This window comes from Haloterrigena turkmenica DSM 5511 (genome assembly GCF_000025325.1).
Lineage (GTDB): Archaea > Halobacteriota > Halobacteria > Halobacteriales > Natrialbaceae > Haloterrigena > Haloterrigena turkmenica.
In genome coordinates this window covers 2,766,128-2,783,018 of record NC_013743.1, presented here as the reverse complement: position 1 = coordinate 2,783,018, position 16,891 = coordinate 2,766,128, and the positions used below count along the sequence as shown (strand labels likewise).

The 16,891-nt window shown below is 65.1% G+C and carries 13 protein-coding genes; 8 read left to right on the top strand and 5 right to left on the bottom strand.

Features of this window, described 5'->3' with window-relative positions:
* Positions 1-387 precede the first annotated feature (387 nt).
* Positions 388-2,049 carry a tRNA uridine(34) 5-carboxymethylaminomethyl modification radical SAM/GNAT enzyme Elp3 gene (locus HTUR_RS13350; protein ID WP_012943852.1) on the bottom strand — a complete coding sequence of 554 codons (1,662 nt, stop codon included), beginning with the start codon at positions 2,047-2,049 and terminating at the stop codon, positions 388-390.
* A gap of 144 nt (positions 2,050-2,193) precedes the next feature.
* The gene (locus HTUR_RS13345) at positions 2,194-4,071 is read right to left on the bottom strand and encodes a formate/nitrite transporter family protein (protein ID WP_012943851.1); all 1,878 of its coding nucleotides are present in this window, start codon (positions 4,069-4,071) and stop codon (positions 2,194-2,196) included.
* Between the two features lie 194 nt (positions 4,072-4,265).
* Here HTUR_RS13345 and HTUR_RS13340 point away from each other — a divergent pair, with 194 nt between their 5' ends.
* The 4 genes from HTUR_RS13340 to HTUR_RS27430 all read left to right on the top strand — a co-directional run bounded on the left by HTUR_RS13340 (position 4,266) and on the right by HTUR_RS27430 (position 7,894).
* Positions 4,266-5,762, top strand: coding sequence for a phytoene desaturase family protein (locus tag HTUR_RS13340; RefSeq protein ID WP_012943850.1), 1,497 nt, complete (start codon positions 4,266-4,268; stop codon positions 5,760-5,762).
* Between the two features lie 13 nt (positions 5,763-5,775).
* Positions 5,776-6,648, top strand: coding sequence for a prenyltransferase (locus HTUR_RS13335; protein ID WP_012943849.1), 873 nt, complete (start codon positions 5,776-5,778; stop codon positions 6,646-6,648).
* Positions 6,641-7,567 carry a bisanhydrobacterioruberin hydratase gene (gene cruF / locus HTUR_RS13330; RefSeq protein ID WP_012943848.1) on the top strand — a complete coding sequence of 309 codons (927 nt, stop codon included), beginning with the start codon at positions 6,641-6,643 and terminating at the stop codon, positions 7,565-7,567. The genes HTUR_RS13335 and cruF overlap by 8 nt, the downstream gene beginning before the upstream one ends.
* A gap of 165 nt (positions 7,568-7,732) precedes the next feature.
* Positions 7,733-7,894 (top strand): hypothetical protein, encoded by a 162-nt coding sequence (locus tag HTUR_RS27430; protein WP_012943847.1) that lies wholly within the window; start codon positions 7,733-7,735, stop codon positions 7,892-7,894.
* A 33-nt stretch (positions 7,895-7,927) separates the two neighbouring features.
* Here HTUR_RS27430 and HTUR_RS27425 read toward each other — a convergent pair whose 3' ends face one another.
* The 3 genes from HTUR_RS27425 to HTUR_RS13320 all read right to left on the bottom strand — a co-directional run bounded on the left by HTUR_RS27425 (position 7,928) and on the right by HTUR_RS13320 (position 10,843).
* Positions 7,928-8,080 carry a hypothetical protein gene (locus HTUR_RS27425; protein ID WP_012943846.1) on the bottom strand — a complete coding sequence of 51 codons (153 nt, stop codon included), beginning with the start codon at positions 8,078-8,080 and terminating at the stop codon, positions 7,928-7,930.
* 82 nt (positions 8,081-8,162) lie between these two features.
* Positions 8,163-9,113, bottom strand: coding sequence for a phytoene/squalene synthase family protein (locus HTUR_RS13325; protein WP_012943845.1), 951 nt, complete (start codon positions 9,111-9,113; stop codon positions 8,163-8,165).
* A gap of 68 nt (positions 9,114-9,181) precedes the next feature.
* Positions 9,182-10,843: a bacterio-opsin activator domain-containing protein gene (locus HTUR_RS13320; protein WP_012943844.1), complete on the bottom strand. Its 1,662-nt coding sequence runs from the start codon at positions 10,841-10,843 to the stop codon at positions 9,182-9,184.
* Between the two features lie 124 nt (positions 10,844-10,967).
* On the opposite strand from HTUR_RS13320, the gene HTUR_RS13315 reads away from it, so the two are divergent.
* From HTUR_RS13315 to HTUR_RS13300, 4 genes are read left to right on the top strand one after another with little or no spacing between them, the layout of a single operon-like run.
* On the top strand, positions 10,968-11,969 hold the full coding sequence (locus HTUR_RS13315; protein WP_012943843.1) for a DUF7283 family protein: 1,002 nt from the start codon (positions 10,968-10,970) through the stop codon (positions 11,967-11,969).
* A complete protein-coding gene (locus HTUR_RS13310) occupies positions 11,947-12,420 on the top strand; it encodes a DUF7285 family protein (protein WP_012943842.1) in 474 nt (157 codons plus the stop codon). The genes HTUR_RS13315 and HTUR_RS13310 overlap by 23 nt, the downstream gene beginning before the upstream one ends.
* Positions 12,417-13,367, top strand: coding sequence for a DUF7284 family protein (locus HTUR_RS13305; RefSeq protein WP_012943841.1), 951 nt, complete (start codon positions 12,417-12,419; stop codon positions 13,365-13,367). The genes HTUR_RS13310 and HTUR_RS13305 overlap by 4 nt, the downstream gene beginning before the upstream one ends.
* The gene (locus tag HTUR_RS13300; RefSeq protein WP_449271829.1) at positions 13,358-16,891 is read left to right on the top strand and encodes a carboxypeptidase-like regulatory domain-containing protein; all 3,534 of its coding nucleotides are present in this window, start codon (positions 13,358-13,360) and stop codon (positions 16,889-16,891) included. Before HTUR_RS13305 ends, HTUR_RS13300 begins: the two co-directional genes overlap by 10 nt.

The following is a 16,891-nucleotide window of genomic DNA, read 5'->3' as shown; positions in this document are numbered from 1 at the left end:
TGGTACGACCCGATGGTCCTCAGTGGGCGAAGCTCGACGTCGCGTCTGGCTCAGAGAACTGACTAGAGAATCGACTCGAGGGGGTATCGAAGGCACAGTGAGAGGATACACGCCGGGGGTGGATCGCTCGGTGGGGGACGAGCGGTTCGGGGAGCATCCCCGGCGTGCTGGGTGAGAGGCAACTCGGTGTGCCGCTGTCGGTCTGGGGAGTGTTGACAACGGTGCCGACGATTGTCGGCGTCGAATACTCCGTTCCGAATACTCATAAATTTTCTGTATACTATGGGTTATTTTATATGGGCGCGAGAGACGGGGCCGAGGGGGACTCGACACGCGCATCGTATATCGACAGGAAGAAAACCGCAAGCGAACCGCTCGTCGGACGCCTCAGAGCCGTTTACTGACGTACGGCCCGTCCTGATGATAGCCGAGTTTCTCCCGGTAGTACTCGCGGGCGCCGATGCCCGAGATGACGCTGACCTTGTCGTAGCCGGCGTCGGCGGCGAGTTCCTCGGCGCGGGCCATGAGTCGGCGGCCGTAGCCGCGGTGTTGATGCTGGTCCGTTGCTCCCTCGTCGCCGACTGTGACTTCGCTGCCGTAGACGTGGAGTTCGCGGACGAGCGCGGCGTTCTCGAGTTCCGGTCGGACGGGATCGTTCGGGAACCGCAGGCGGCAGAAGCCGACCAGCAGGTCCTGCTCGAAGTCCTCGAAGGAGATGAAGTGTTCCGTCCCGCCGCAGGCGTCGTAGGTCATCACGTCGAGTTCGACGTTCTCGGGCGTCTCGTCATTCATCCCGGCCTCGCGACAGCGGATACACTCACAGGTCCAGTCGTGGTCGTCCATCCGCTTGCGGGCGAGCTGTCGGAGGTTCGACTTCCAGACGCCGGCGTCGATGTAGTCCGCCGGGATGTCCCGCTGGACGCGCTGCAGGCGCGTGTAGCGGGGTATCATGTCTTTGATCTCGGCGACCAGTTCGGCGGCCTCGTCGTTGTCGAGCGGATCGAACTCGCCGTTGTGCCACCAGTCGTAGGTCGCCGTCCCGCGGACGATCAGCGTCGGGTAGATCTTCAGGTAGTCGGGCTTCCAGGCCTCCGCCTCGAAGATCCGGCGGAAGTCCTCGAGACACATCTCCTTGGACATTCCGGGCTGGCCGGGCATCATGTGGAAGCCGACCTTGAACGCCGAATCCCGCAGCCGCTGGTTGGCCTCCATCGACTCCTGGACGCCGTGGCCGCGGTGCATTTCCCGATTTATGCGCTCGTAGGTCGTCTGGACGCCGACCTCGACTTTGGTCCCGCCGAGATCGAGCATGCGATCGATCTGTTCGGGATCGCACCAGTCGGGTTTGGTCTCAAACGTGGTGCCGATGTTGCGGACGTCCGCGGTCTCGTTTTCCGTGATGACGTCCTCGACGTACTTCCAGTCGTACTCCTCGGGGTCCTGCGCGAAGCTCTCGCCCTCGGCCGGTTCGGGCTCCTTCTCGACATCGTAGTCGTTCATCGCCTCGAGGGCCCGCTTGACGAACCACTCTTGGTAGTCGTGGCTCCGGGCGGTCATCGTGCCGCCCATCAGGATCAGTTCGACCTTGTCGATGGGGTGGCCGATCTCGCGTAGCTGCTCGAGTCGGAGCGTCACCTGCCCGTAGGGGTCGTAATCGTTCTGGACCCCGCGGGCGGCCGCGGGCTCCTCGCCCGTGTAACTCTGGGAGGAGGAGAACTCCGAGTCGGGACCGCCGGGGCAGTAGAGACACTTCCCGTGGGGACACCGCTCGGGCGAGGTCATGATCGCGACCGGCGAGACGCCCGAGGCGGTACGGACGGGCTTACGCTGGAGGACCGCCTCGAGATCCTCGCGGTACTCCTGGGGCGCGTAATCGAGCAGTTCGGAGTTCTTCGGCACCTTCGGCGCCGAGTGTTCCGAACAGGCCTCGAGTTTGGCTTTCTCGACCTCGTCGCGCTCGATCTCGCCGTTGACGATCCGCTCGACGAGCGTCTCGCAGACCCGCTCGAACGCTTCGGTTTCGGTCGGTTCGGGCGTCTCGGTACTCACTGTACGTCTTTCGTCGCCGTTCGTGAATAAGCGTGTCGGACTCGCGAGTTCCCGCTCGAGCGATTCGGGACGGTGCGAATCGTCTCGACTCGAGACGGTCGGCGACGCGATCGGTCTCGGTCGATAGAAAAGCAGGGGAGTCGGCTACCGACCGAACAGCCGCCTGAAGAAACTCCGTCCGCTCGGTCGCTCCGCGAGCATCACCGAGCAGTCGACCTCGTTGACGACGTCTAAGTGCAGCGAGCTGGTCACGAGCCGCGAGAGCAGGCCGCGCTCGGTCGCGCCGAGCATGATCGTCGTGTGATCGTCCGCCGCGCGACAGATGGCCTCCTCGACGTTTCCGGAGTCGTCGACGAGGATCTCGGCGTCGTGGAGGTCGTGGTCGATGGCCCACTCCTCTAAGAACTCCTCGCCGGCGCGGCGGTCGTCGGGACCGTCGACGATGTGCAGCAGCGAGACCTCGGCACCGGTGGTGTCACTGAGCGTCTTCGCGACCTCGGCGCTCAGATCCGAGTCCGGACCGCCGGCCGTCGGCAGCAGGATCCGCGAGGTGTCCAGCCCGCGGTCCCTGACCACGAGGAAGTCACAGGGGAGCTGGCTGGTGAGTTCGCTGATGGGCCGTTCGGCGCGCGCGGCGTCCCACAGGTTGTTGCCGCCCCAGCCCATCACTACGAGGTCGGCGTGCTCGCGGACGGCGGTGTCGAAGATCTCCTCGAACGAGCGGTGGGTGACGACCGTCGACGTCTCGCTGTCGACGTTGCCGTAGTCGATCGACCCGGTGACGTCCTCGAGTAAGCTCTCGGATTCGTTGACGATTCGGGCGCGCTGTCTGTCGGTGCCGACCGCCGACGGCTGGTCGGGCGTCTGGACGACGTGGACGACGTGGACGATCGCCGACTCGCGGGTGCTCGCGAGCGTCGCGGCGAGTTCGACGAGCCGGGATTCGGTGCGCGGGTTCGCGATGGGGACGACCACCCGGTAGGTGTCGTCGTCGGCGGGAGCGGTCGTATCGGCCGTGTCGATTATGGGGACGTACGAGCGCCCGACGACGCTACCGAGGGTCCACTCTTGGATCGAGAGGCGCCGTTCGATCCCCTCGAACCGAGCCGACTCGAGGCGTCGTTCGCTGGTCTGGAACCAGTTGACGACGGTCACCAACAGGATGCCGCCAATGGTGTTGCCGAGCGCCACCGGGAGGACGAAGTGGACGACGCCCACGTAGAGGGAGAGTTCGCCGAGGAAGACGGCAAAGGCCATCTCAGTAAAGGAGGTGACGACGTGGAAGAGGTTCCCGATCGGGATCGCGAGGAACGCCATGTAGACGATCAGGATTCTGGCGACCGTCTCGCGGGCGGCGTACTCCACCCAGACGACGCCGGCGACGATCAGACCGGCGAAGGCCGCCTTGAAGAACAGGTCTAACCACGCGGTCTCCGGACCGTGGGTGCCGAGATACAGCGCCGCCTCGAACGCCTCGTCGGAGAAGACGCCGCCCCACGCGAGCACTGCGGCGCCGATCGCGCCGCCGGTGAAGTTGCCGGCGAGGACGATCGTCCAGTGGCGCAAGAGCGCGGGGATGCTCGCGAGACGCTCGAGGGTGAGCGCCACCGGCGGCAGCGTATTTTCGGTGTACAGTTGGTAGCCACCGATGATGATGTAGATAAACCCGAGCGGGTACAGCAGCGCGCTCAGGATCGGATGGCCGTCGGTCGCCCCGTACAGCGAGGCGTACAGCAGGACCGTGATCGTGATCGCGAAGCCGGCGGCGATGCCGCTGAAGAACAGTTCGCGGCTGCCAGAGGTGACCTCCTCGTCGGCCGCCGCGACGATCCGCTGAAAGACCTCGTCCGAAGAGAACCGGTCGCGGACGACCGATCCGGCCGCCGGCGCTCCGCTTCGGGAGCGGTCGACGGCCTCGCGGACTCGCTCCGCCTCCGCGTCGTGATCGGGCGGCGGCGCCTCCTCTTGGTCCCGGTCAGCGCGGTCTTCCTCCACGCTACCGGGCTGCTCGTGATCGCTCATAGTCGGGTTCGAATCACGGAACGAACTAAGCGTTTGGCTTTGAGGACGCCCCGAGTCAGCACGTACCAAACCAGAACCGGAGCGCGGACGGTCGCGAACGGGCGCTGACCGTCGGACCCTCGCCGCACGTGGCGGGGTCGACCCTACATGGGTATGACATACGCTTTTCACCGTGCCGACACTCACGTTCGGGTATGCAATCGCTGGCCGGTGAGTCGGTCGTCGTGATCGGCGCCGGAATCGGCGGCCTCGCGACGGCCTGTTACCTCGCCGACGCGGGCGCCGACGTGCGGGTTATCGAAAAGAACGAGCAGGTCGGCGGTCGAGCGAGCCGCCTCGAGAAAGACGGCTTCCGGTTCGACATGGGTCCCTCGTGGTACCTAATGCCGGACGTTTTCGAGCGCTTCTTCGGCGACTTCGATCGGACGCCGTCGGACTACTACGAACTGACGCACCTCGATCCGCACTACCGGCTGTTCTTCAAAGACGGGGATCAGGTCGACGTGACGCCCGACCTCGAGCGAACGAAGGCCGTCTTCGACGAGTACGAGGCGGGCGCCGGCGAGGCCTTGGAGCGCTACCTCGAGAAATCGAAGGAGAACTACGAGGTCGGGATGGAACACTTCGTCTACGAGGATCGCACCCGCCTGCGCGATTACGTCGATCCCGACGTGGCTCGACAGGCACGGGGCCTCTCGCTGCTGGGATCGATGCAGGGCCACGTCGAGGACTACTTCGACCACCCGAAGCTCCAGCAGATCATGCAGTACACGCTGGTGTTCCTCGGCGGCTCGCCGACGAACACGCCGGCGCTGTACAATCTGATGAGCCACGTCGATTTCAACCTCGGCGTCTGGTATCCCGACGGGGGGATCGCCGCCGTCGTCGACAGTATCGCGCAACTGGGTCGGGAACTGGGCGTCGAGTACGACACCGATCGGCCAGCGACGGCGATCAAGGGCCGCGAGGGCGCCTTTCTCGTCGAGACGCCCGACGGCCCGATCCGATCGGATCTGGTCGTCAGCAACGCCGACTACGCTCACACCGAACAGGAGCTCTTACAGCCCGAACAGCGCGGCTACGATGCCGACTACTGGGAGAAGCGAACCTACGCGCCCTCTGCGTTCCTGCTGTACCTCGGCGTCGAGGGGTCGGTCGACGAACTCGCCCACCACACGCTGGTCCTCCCCACGGACTGGCAGGACCACTTCGATCGGATCTTCGAAGACCCCGAGTGGCCCGAGGATCCCGCTTACTACCTCTGCGTGCCCTCGAAGACCGACGACGACGTCGCTCCTGACGGCCACAGCGCGCTGTTCGTCCTCGTTCCCATCGCGCCCGGCCTCGAGGACACCCCCGAAGTCCGCGAGGAGTACCGCGACAGGATCCTCGGGGACATCGCGGTCAACACCGGGACCGATCTGCGCGACCGGATCGTCCTCGAGGAGCGCTTCTGCGTCGAGGACTTCGCCGACCGGTACAACAGCTACGACGGGACGGCCCTCGGACTGGCCCACACGCTCCGGCAGACCGCGCTGTTCCGCCCGCCCCACCGCTCCAAGGGGGTCGACGGGCTCTACTTCGTCGGCGGCGACACGACGCCCGGGATCGGCGTTCCGATGTGTCTCATCAGCGGCGAGCTGACCGCCCAGACGGTCCTCGAGGACTACGGCCGACCGACCGGCCGATGATCGCTTCACTGCCATGACCGCGAACTCGACGGCTGCGGGCGAGGGCCGACACGGCGACCGGCTCCGGTACCTGCTGACCCTCTCTCGGCCCCGGTTCTGGCTCTATCTCGCCGGCCCGGTGCTCGTCGGCGTCGCCTACGCCGCCGATAGCGTCGGCGATGCGTTGGCTCCCGCGGCGATCGTCCTGTTCGCCTACTTCCTGCTTCCGGCGAACGTCTTCCTCTACGGGATCAACGACATCTACGATCGCGAGATCGACGCCGCGAATCCGAAGAAATCGGAGCGGGAGGCCCGGTACCGCGGCCAGCGGATCGTTCCCGTCGTCGTGGCCGTCTGCGCGCTCCTGGGGCTGGCGATCCTCCCTCTCGTCCCGTCCGCGGCGTGGCCGTGGCTCGCTGTCTTCCTCGTCCTCGGGGCGGCCTACAGCGCGCCGCCGGTCCGGTTCAAGACCACACCCGTGCTCGATTCGGTCTCGAACGGGCTCTACATCGCCCCCGGCGTGGCGGCCTACGCCGCCGTCGCGGGGAGCCAGCCCCCGATCCTCGCCGTCCTCGGCGGCTGGCTGTGGGCGATGGGGATGCACACGTTCTCCGCGGTTCCCGACATCGAACCAGACCGGGAGACCGGCATCCGGACGACCGCGACGGTGCTCGGCGAGCGCCGGACCTACGCCTACTGCGGCGCCTGCTGGCTCGCGAGCGCCGCCGCGTTCGCCGCGCTCGATCTCCGTCTCGGTGCGCTCATGCTCGTCTACCCCGGCCTCGTCGCCGCGATCGCGACCTCGAGCGTCGCGGTCGACCGCGCGTACTGGTGGTTCCCGGCGATCAACACGGTCGTCGGCGCGGTGCTGACGATGGGCGGCCTCTGGAGGGTGCTCTATGGCTGATCCGGGCGCCCCGACGGACGCCGATATCGATTCGGACGCCGTCGCCGGCTCCGACCCCGGGGCTGACGAACGCCGGGTAGCTCTCGAGCGCCGCCTCGAGGCGCTGATTCGGGAGAATCGATTCACGATCGCGGTCGTGTTTCCGGTCGTCGGCGCAGTGACGCTGGTCGCGAGCGCGGAAGGGCTACTGCCGAGGCCGCTCGCGTACAATCCGCTGTTGATCCTGTTCGGGACGTTGGTGATGCGCTCGCCGCTGGTCGTCGGCCTGCTTCCGCGGGTCGACCGCCGAGCGCTGGCCTATCTGGGGCTCGTGACGGCGTACACGTACGCGATCGAACTGGTCGGCGTGCGAACCGGCTGGCCCTACGGTGCCTTCGAGTACGGAATCCAACTGGGACCGATGCTGTTCGGCGAGATCCCGCTCGCGCTCCCGCTGTTTTTCCTCCCGTTGGTCCTGAACGCCTTCCTGCTGACGCTGCTGATCCTCGAGGGCTGGAGCGCGCGGCCGCTGGTCAGGATCCCGACCGCGATCGCCGTCGTCGTCGCCGTCGACCTCGTCCTCGATCCGGCCGCCGTCGCCATCGGCTTCTGGGCGTACGTCCCGCCAGGGAGTTACTACGGCGTTCCCGCCTCGAACTACGTCGGCTGGCTCCTCTCGGGAACCGTCGCGGTCCTCCTCGTCGACCGCGCGTTCGACCGCGCGGCACTGCTCGAGCGGGTCCGAACCTGCGAGTTCGTCCTCGACGATCTGGTGAGCTTCGTGGTGCTCTGGGGGGCGATCAACGTCCTCTACGGGAACTGGCTGGCCGCCGGCGTCGCTGGTCTGTTCTGTCTCGGCTTGTTCCGGACCGAGCGCTACGACCGCGAGTTGCTCCTGACGGCGCTTCCCGCGAGCGTCGGACGGAATCGCGACTCGTGATCGCGGCTCGCGGTGTTCGGCGGCGCATTCGTCGACGTGAGGTTACCGGAGCCGGCGGAAGGTCGACGCGCCGCAGGCGCAGTCGTCTTCGGTGCCAAGCGGCGCGAATCGGGGGGCGAGCCATGCTTGCTCGAGACTTTTGCTCGCGCGGCCGCTACTGATCGTATGGCGACCATAGCGCCGGTCGAGTGTCCGCTCTGTCACACCGAACTCGAGGGCGGCGGGACCCTCGAGGACCACCTCGTCGACGCTCACACCAAACGACGGTTAGCGCGGTTCGTCGTCGCCGAAACCGAGGCGCTGCACGCGAGAGACGTCTCGGAGTGAGCACCGACCGCAGCCGTTCGGCACCGGCGCAGGTCAGACAAACAGACCGGTGATAGAACTTCCGAACAGGAGCAACAGGAGCACCGCGGTCATCGTGAGCGTCAGCCAGATGCCGAGACCGACCGCGGCCCGGCGCGCGTTCTCTCGGTCGATGTCGACGGGGTCGTGTGAACCGGTAGTGGACATACACGGCGACCTACGCCCCGATAGATAACAACGGGAAATCCATTATATCGAGGGAGTTGAAAAGCGGCCGCCGAGTTCGGCGTCACTGCGTCGGGACGTGACCGCCGTGTCCGGCCTCGTGGCGGTCGCGGTCGCGATCGGGGATGGCCGAGACCCGCCGGAAGACGGCCTCCGGATCGCGGTTCCAGTGCCAGTGCCAGCGCGTCTTCGCGAGACATCGCAGCTTTCGCGTCGTGGAGAGCGACGGCTCCCGGCTCAGGACATCGTACTCCTGGGCTCGAATCACGGTGTGGTGTTCCGCGTAGAGGACGGCCGCTAGCAGGACGGGCAACTGGCAGTCCTCGGGGAGGTAGCGGATGCCGGCGACGCCCTCACGGTAGAGTTCCTCGGTTCGTTTGAGCTCCGCCGCCATCGCCGCCTCGAAGGAGTCGGAGTACTCGAGGCGCTCGATCTGGGCGTCCGAAACGCCGTGCGAGCGGAGCGTCTCCTGTGGCAGGTAGATCCGGTCGCGCTCGACGACGTCCTCACGGACGTCCCGCAGGAAGTTGGTCATCTGGAACGCCTCGCCGAGTTTGACGGCGTGGGGGAGTGCGGCCGCGCGCTCGTCGGGATCCATGATCGCCGTCATCATCACACCGACGGCGGCCGCCGAGCCGCGCATGTACGACTCGAGGTCGTCGTAGGTCTCGTACCGGTCGGTCTCGATGTCCGACTGCATCGCGTCGACGAACGAGTTAATTTCGCCGCCGGCGATGTCGTACTCCCGCCGGAGCTCCTCGAACGCCTCGAGGACGGGTCCCTCGGGCTCGGTTTCGCCGAGGGCCTGCGCTCGGAGCGACTCGAGTTCGGCGCGTTGCCGGTCCGGCGGAACGCCTTCGGCGTCGTCGACCACCTCGTCGGCGATCCGGAAGAACCCGTAGAGGACGTGCGTCGCGTGGCGAACCCGTTCCGGGAGGAACTTCGTCGCCAGGTAGAACGTCTTCCCGGTTCGCTGCTGGATCGTCTTGCCCGCGTCGATGTGTTTCTGCTGCATTCTCTGTTCGTGACCCTCCCCGCGGTGGGATGTAACACATACGACAGTTGCCTATAAAATAGCTGCCCCTACCTAGTGGGGTCCCCGGTGAACAGTTCGTCCAGCAGCTTCCGCTGTGCGGTCCGGAGGTGCTGGTGGAACGTCGATCGGGAGATGTCCATCGACTCGGCGAGTTCCTCGCCGGAGACGTTGCGGGGCCACTCGAAGTAATCGGCGTAGTAGGCCTTCCGCAGCGCCGTCTGCTGGCGATCGGTCAGCGACGACTCCAATCGCGCCATCACGTCCCCCGGCGTTCGTCTGGGGCGCTCAGTCTCGTGGTAGCTGATCAACTCGACCGCGTCGTACCGCCGGTCCAACCGGTCGTAGACCGAGCGTGCGGCCTGTCCGTTCGGGAGATCGACGGTGAGATCGACGATCCCGTCGCCGGCGGCGGTCCGGGAATCGGCCTGGGGCGTATCGCCTCTGGTCTCGAACCGCCGAACCGTCCCGCCGTGTTCGGAGATCGTCCGCACGATGTCGTCGTCGACGGCGGCCTCGAGGAGCGTTCCACCGTCGTACGTCGACAGGATTCGGACGTCGGCGACGCCGTCGATCGCCGCCGCGTCCGGGGCGCCGTCGACGGCACGGTCGGCGTGGAAGAACGCGATCGGCGTCCCGTCCTCGTCGTCGGTCAATCCCCGAAAGGTGACCGCCGCCTCGAGTTCGGTCGCCAGCGCCGCGACGAACAGGTCGGGATCCCCGATCGCGAGCTCGAGTTCGACGACGTCGTCGGTCGCGAGCATCCGCCGCGCCTCGATCGCGTTCATCGCGGTCGAGATCGTCCCGGCCAGCGAGTCGAGGACGAGCAGTTCGCGCTCCGAGAAGGCCGACGGCTCGTCGGCGAACACCGCGAGCACCCCGTACGCGACGTCGCCGTAGCGAAGCGGCAACGCGGCGACCGACCGAAACCGATCGCCGGCACCCTCGGGCCACCATCGCTCCGCGTCGTCGAACGAGTCGAGATCCTGTACCACCTGCGCGTCCCCGTCTGCGAGCGCCCGAACGGCGGGGTGACTCTCGTCCGACCCCAGGACGAGGTCGCCGTCCTCGAGGGGAACGTCGCCGGCGCTGGCCCACTCGCGCGGCGAGAGGCGGCGGTTCGTGACGTCGACGCGCCCGATCCAGGCGAGCACGTACGGTTCGGTGTCGGCGAGACGCGAACAGACCGCGCGTTCGATCTCTTCGCGGGTCGTCGCGCCGACGGCGGCGTCGGTGACGTCCCGGAGCAGGCCGTCGACGCGCTCGAGGACGTGCTCGAGCGTCCGGTGTTCCTCGCGGAGTTCCGCGGCGGTCTCCTCGGCGGTGATCTCGGCCAGTTTGCGTTCGGTGATATCGAGGTGGACCACCGAGACGCGGACCTCCCCACCGATGCGGAATCGCTTCGCCCACATCAGGAACCACTGCTTTCGCTCGGGCGAGTGACAGGGGTACTCCATCGTGAACGTCTCCCGCTCGCCGTCGATAACCGCCTCGATTCCTTCGACCGCCCGTCTGGCGTATTCGTCGGTGTCGGCGTCCATTTCCGCCGTCGCGATGTAGTTGACGCCGACGTGATCCGTTCGGTGGTCGTCGGGACCGAACGCCCGCCAGGACTTATTCGTCAGCAGAATCTCTCCGTTCTCGTCGACGACCGCGACGGTGATGGGGAGCGTCTCGAGGGCGACGTCGGCGAGTGTGTTCCCGGCGTCCATCGAGTAGTGGTTCGGGCTTGACCCCCATATGGACTCGGGCCCGAGAAGCCCTCCGAGCCCGCGACACCAGGTCGCTTTCGCACCCGTCTCCGAGTTTAAATACGATCACGAGCCAGCAGCGGCCATGGACTGGGAAACACCCGTCGACGCCTGGTACGTGTGGCTGGGCGCCAGTATCGTCAGTCTCGCTCTCGCCGGCGTCGTCCTCGCCCTGCCGACGGGACCGCCGCCCGACGCCGAGGGCGCGACGAACGCGATCGAGGAGACGACCGCGAGCAGCTACGAAGCGGCGTCGACCCTCGAGCACGACGCCGACGCGATCAGAATCGACGGGAAGACGGTCGCGCTGCGCAACGAGCACGGGATCAGTCGCTCGAGTCTCGCGTACGGGCAGGTCGTCGTCGTCAACGGCGACGAGCGACTCGAACGCCTCGTCTACGGCGAGTCGTTCACGACGGTGTTCGAATCGGAACTCGAGGACGCAGACGCGAACGCGGCGACCGCGTTCATGGACCGCGTCGCCGACGCCGACGAGAACAACGCCGGCGAGTGGCTGACCGCCTCGGACGAGCTAACCGTTCGACAGGTCGCCGTCGAACCCGACGAGATGCCGGAGTTACGAGTTCGGGGGACCGAACACGAAGACTCGATACTCGACGGCCGTCGTTCCCTCCCGAAGGAAGTGGCCGCCACGTACCGGGGCAACGAAACGCCGACGATCACGTATACCGTGACCGGTACTGCTCCCATCGAGCCCCATATCGTCGCGCCACACGAGTACGCGGCCGTCGGCTACGAGGCGACGTGGACGACGACCCACGCGGACTCCGATACCGTCCGAACCGATCTCGATTCGCACCTCGTCGACGGGGTGCGGATCGACGGGACCCGTTCGCCGGGTACTGATACCGAACGTCCCGACGAAGAGTTCTGGATCGGCGTCTATCCGCTCACCGTCACTGCGGAGTTCGATTCGGAAACGTGTGAAACGACCCTCGAGAGCGCGACGACCGTTGATTCCGTCTGTCCGACCGCTACCGCCACCGACGAGCGCGCGGCCGAACTGGACTGGATCGAACGAAACGACGAGACGGAGAACTACCATGTCACGCTCGTGGTCGTTTAGAGGGCAGACGGAGCCGGTAGCGGCGCTCGTTGCGATCGTCGTGATGGTGCTCGCGCTCGGCCTCTACAGCGGCTTCCTCGCCGACGTCCTCAGGGACCGCACCGACCGTTCGCCCGAGGCGTCCGCGATCGACCGAATCTGGGCCGACGCCTCTCACGGCGGCACCTTTGCAGCCCACCGACCGACCGGGCTGGACGACGTCGAACCGGATTCGCTCCCGCAGGGACGAAACGTCCACGTCGAAGTCACTGCGGTGACCGACGACGGCGATCGGGCGGTCGTCGCGACGGAACAGTTCGGGGCGGACGGAACGCCGGTCGACGACCCCGAGGGTCCGCCCGCCGACGGGTCCGGAATCGAGACCGGCGTGGCGGAACGGCCCGTCCCCGTCGAAGTCGCCCCCGGTGACGTCCGCGGCGGTACCCTTCGCGTGGAGGTGTGGTCGCCGTGAGATCGGAGCGCGCCGTCAGCACCGTCCTCGACGTCGCGTTCGCGCTGTTGCTGGTCAGCGCGAGCGTCCTGCTGCTCGGCCTCTATCTTACCGGTACCGAGGGCTCGCTCGAGGAAACGCGGGCGGACCGAACCGCCGAAACGCTCAGCGGGTCGACGGTCGCCGTCAGCTACGATCTCGAGGCGATCACGGAGAGCGACCGCTACGAGGAACCGGAGACCGTCGACGGCTACGAACGGACGACGTACGGCTCCGCGACCGACCTGCTCGCGGAGGCGGCAGTCGCGAACGCGACGATCGGTGACGACCGATTGATCCGGTACGCCGACTCGTTCGTCGAGAGCGTCGCCGCCAGCGTCGACGGCCGGTTCACCGGTTCGAACCGCAACGTCCACGTCGTCGCCAGCTGGCGCCCCTACGAGGACGCCTCGATCAGCGGCGAAGTGACCGCCGGCCAGCGGCCGCCGCCGACTGCAGATACGACCGCCGCGACGACGACCGCCTCGAGCGAACCCCCTGCTCTCAACAGTTCAGCATTGGCGGCGGCGTACGCCGACGAGGAAGAGATCGACGCGCTCGCCGAACCGATCGCTCGCTCGATCGTCCGCGGCTACTTCCCGCCCGAGCGAACGCAACTGACACTCGAGCGGCGCGGTCTCGATCGTGCCGTCACGACGACTCACTACCTCGAACTCGCCGATCGACTCGATCCGGATCACGACCTCGAGCGAGACGCCGGTCCGCTGCGGCGGTCGGACGCCCGGGCTGACGACGCCAACGAGGTGCTGATCGCGGGCCTCACTGAACTGATCGCCGACGACCTCGAGTCGGGGGCGATCGGGGAGGAACTCGACGCGATCGGCGACGACGAGGCCGAACTGGAAGCGTTCTTCGAGGAAACCATCGCCCCCAGCGACGTCGACATCACGACGTATACATGGGAATAATGACAGGAAAACGTTCACGAACGGCAACGGTATCGATCGACGATCGCGCTCGCGTCCCGTTCGCGATAATCGGAGTGTTGCTGCTGGTGACCAGCGTCACGGTCGTCGGCGTCCTCCAGATGCGCGGCGGACCCGAGACGGAGATCGACGAGACGCTCGCGATGGACCGGACGGAAACGGCCGTCCAGAGCGAACTCCGCGGTGCCGTCCTCGATGCGACCCACCGGGCCGCGGCCCAACCGGTAACGACGTCCGAACTCGACGCGCTCGGGGGCAACCAGACCGAGACGTTCGAGACGTATCTCGAGTTGTTGATCTACCTCGAGGCACAGGAGTCGCTGTCGGCCGCCGGCCAGACGACCGGCGACGTCGCGACGACGGTTTCCATCGGTGGGGACGTTCCCGATGACCCCGACCGCGCGATCAGGACCGCCGATGACCGAATCGATGTCGCGGAACGAGCGGGCGGCGACGGGCTGCTCGAGGTGACGCTCGATCGGGTGACGATCACGCTCGAGGAAGACGATCGGGTCATCAGCGAGCGGACGGTAGACGATCTCACCGTTACTGTCGGGACGCCGATCCTCGAGTTACAGGAGAAGACCCAGGAATTCGAGACGATGTTGAATGAGGACTTTCTCGAGGGCGAGGCCACCGAGTTCGAAAACATGGCCCAGAAGACGGCCATGCGGCTCTATCCGATGGCGTATTTCAAGTCGTTCATCAATCGGATGGACGAAGGGACAGGTGCTGGCCAGCAAGCATGGACCTTCGACGAAATTCTCGAGAACAATCACACGGAAGTGATGGCGAACGACGCTATTTTCGGCGTCCAAGACGAGGTCTTCGGCGAGGACGCTGTTGATCCGTACGCTGACAGGGTAATGCGTCCTGCATGGGCGTGTTTCACCGCGGACATGCTGGAGACGATGGCCGGGGAAGACGATGACGAGAACAGCGACGACGGCTATCAGGCGACGGTGTCCGTCACGGACGGGTTCGGAAACGGCGTTTACAACGCGACCGTTTTCGTCGACGGAGAAAAGCGAGGTACGACGGTCCCCGGTAACGAGGTTTCGTTCGAGCTCGCGGAGAACGGGACGCACTCAGTCGTCGTGATTGGAGATGATTACGAACGATTCGAGCAGCGCATCCGGTTTTCCGAACGGAATTCTCGAGAACGCGTCGAACTCCAGCCATCTACCGATCGAACGATCAACGTCTACGATCCGTCCGGAGAGCCTATCGACGGGGCCGACGTCAACGTCTGGGCGGACGACGGACTCGCGTACGCGACAACGGGCGCCGATGGAACGATCGACCTCGAGTCGCTCGCAATCGACGACCGGACGGAACTCACCGTCGAAATATTCGCGGACGGCTACGAGGACGCCTCGAGGACGATCGAGATCGACCGCTCGTATACTGCGATCCTCACGTCGGAAGGCGACGCCTCGCTCGACGATCTCGAGGGTAGTGCGGGACTGCACAGTTACTTCGAGGACGATCCGAGCCTCAAGGACGCGGCCTGCGAGGACTTCCGCGAGTATCTCTTCGGCGACAAAGACGGCGATCTCCCGGACGCACCCTCGACGGCCGAACTCGTCGACGGCATGTTCGGCGAGATGAATCCGCTGACGCAGAACGAAACGGTCGAACCGAACGATATGGCAGACATCGCCTACTACGAGATGATCGGCATCGGAGATCTCTCGACGGTACTGGGCGATCTCCCTAGCGCGATGAATCCCGAGGACATTGACGAACCAATCGGTTACACCGAGGGATTCAAATCGCAACTCGAGAACGGCGACTTCATCGACGATATCTACGACGTGGATGTCGATCGATCGGTCGATGTCTCGTACGGGTCACTTTCCGCAAACAGGAGCAATTCGTTTTCCGACTACGAGTACAGCCGTTCGAAGTTCGATTCGACCGGAGTCACCGACATCGACGTGTCGTTGTCGCAGGACTGGCGGGCTACTGAGGGAGCGTACACCAATCGTGATCTCCACAGTCTCACGATCGATGCCGACGTCGAAGTTCAGGAGCGATCGGTTTTCGAGAACACGACGGGGAACGGAACCGACACGAAAACCATCGATCGATCGCCCGAAACACTCCCGGTCACGATCGAGGTCGACATCGACGCTGATCTCGTCGACGATTTCGATATCGATCGAAGCGAGATCGAGGACGATTTCGAGGCCGGCACCGGATACGCGAGCCGAGGCGATATCACCGGCCTCTCGGATCCGGCCAACTTCGAGCACGTCGTAACTGACTCCCTCGAGGCGATGCTCGAGGTGAACGCGCTCGATTCGGACGGCGACCTTGAGTCCCAGATCGAAGCGGATCTCAGCGATTCGATCCGCATCTCGAGTATTCCGCCGACGAACGAGAGTACCAACGGGGCGATATCCGTCGCGCTGGATATTCGCTCCGAAGTTCTCGGAGCGGACTCTGCGAGTTACGGCTTTGAGGATCTCGAGGCCAGTTCAAATCTCGACAGAGCCGAACTCAAAGAATGGCTCGAGGACGACCTCTATCTGGTCAACGCGTACGTCAAGAAAGAGACGAACGCGATCGAGCAACCGCGAGTGGAGTTTCTGCGCAGTCCATCGCCCTTCAGAGAGCTAAACGACGAGATCCGAGACGTCGAAGCCGAACTCGTAGAGACGGAATCGTACGACAACGTTCCGGACCTCGTTCGAATGGAAGTGCGAAACGCCTACTTCGAGACGCTCACCGGTCGACTCGATGAGATGGCCGATTTCCACGAGGAAACGGTCAGCGAGGTCGATGACGCGATGTCCACGAGCGACGGCGCGCTCGACGACTCCCTCGATATCGTGCAGGCGGTTTTCGCCGGCGACGTCGAGACGGGAAGCGGCGAACTCGAGGGATCGGAGCTCATGGGCGACATGGAGTTCGACGTCTCCGGTTCGCCGACGTACATGGATCTCGAGACGGTCAACGACGACGAGGTACCGTCGGTTCGACCGCCGAACACCACGATCATGGACAACGATGTCGACGGCGAGCACGCGGCGCTCGGAGCCAAATACGGACAGCGGCTACCGACACCGGGGCTCCCGCTGGTACCGTGGCCGCCGATGCTGTACGTCCTGCAAGTCAACAGCTACAACGTCGATCTCCAGGGCGAGTACTCTCGCTTCGAAGTGAGTGCAACAGCGGGCGATCCGGTCGACGGTGAGGGAACGACGTACGTCCGCGATCGGATGGACGTCGAAGTCGACCTCGGCGGCGATACTCCACAGAAAATCGGTGAAGTCGAACCGATCACGTTCGATACGTCACTCGAGATTCTGATCGCTATGCCCGGCATGATGCCGATGAAATCGGGTACACCGCCAAATACAGGGGATCCTTCGTTCGGTGAGAAGATTGGACTCAGTAAGATGTTAAAATCTCTTGAAGAGTCCCTCAATGATGAGGAGACTGTAATATTGGGTCCCGAAAAATCGACTGATAAGTACGGTGATACCGGTCCTCAATAA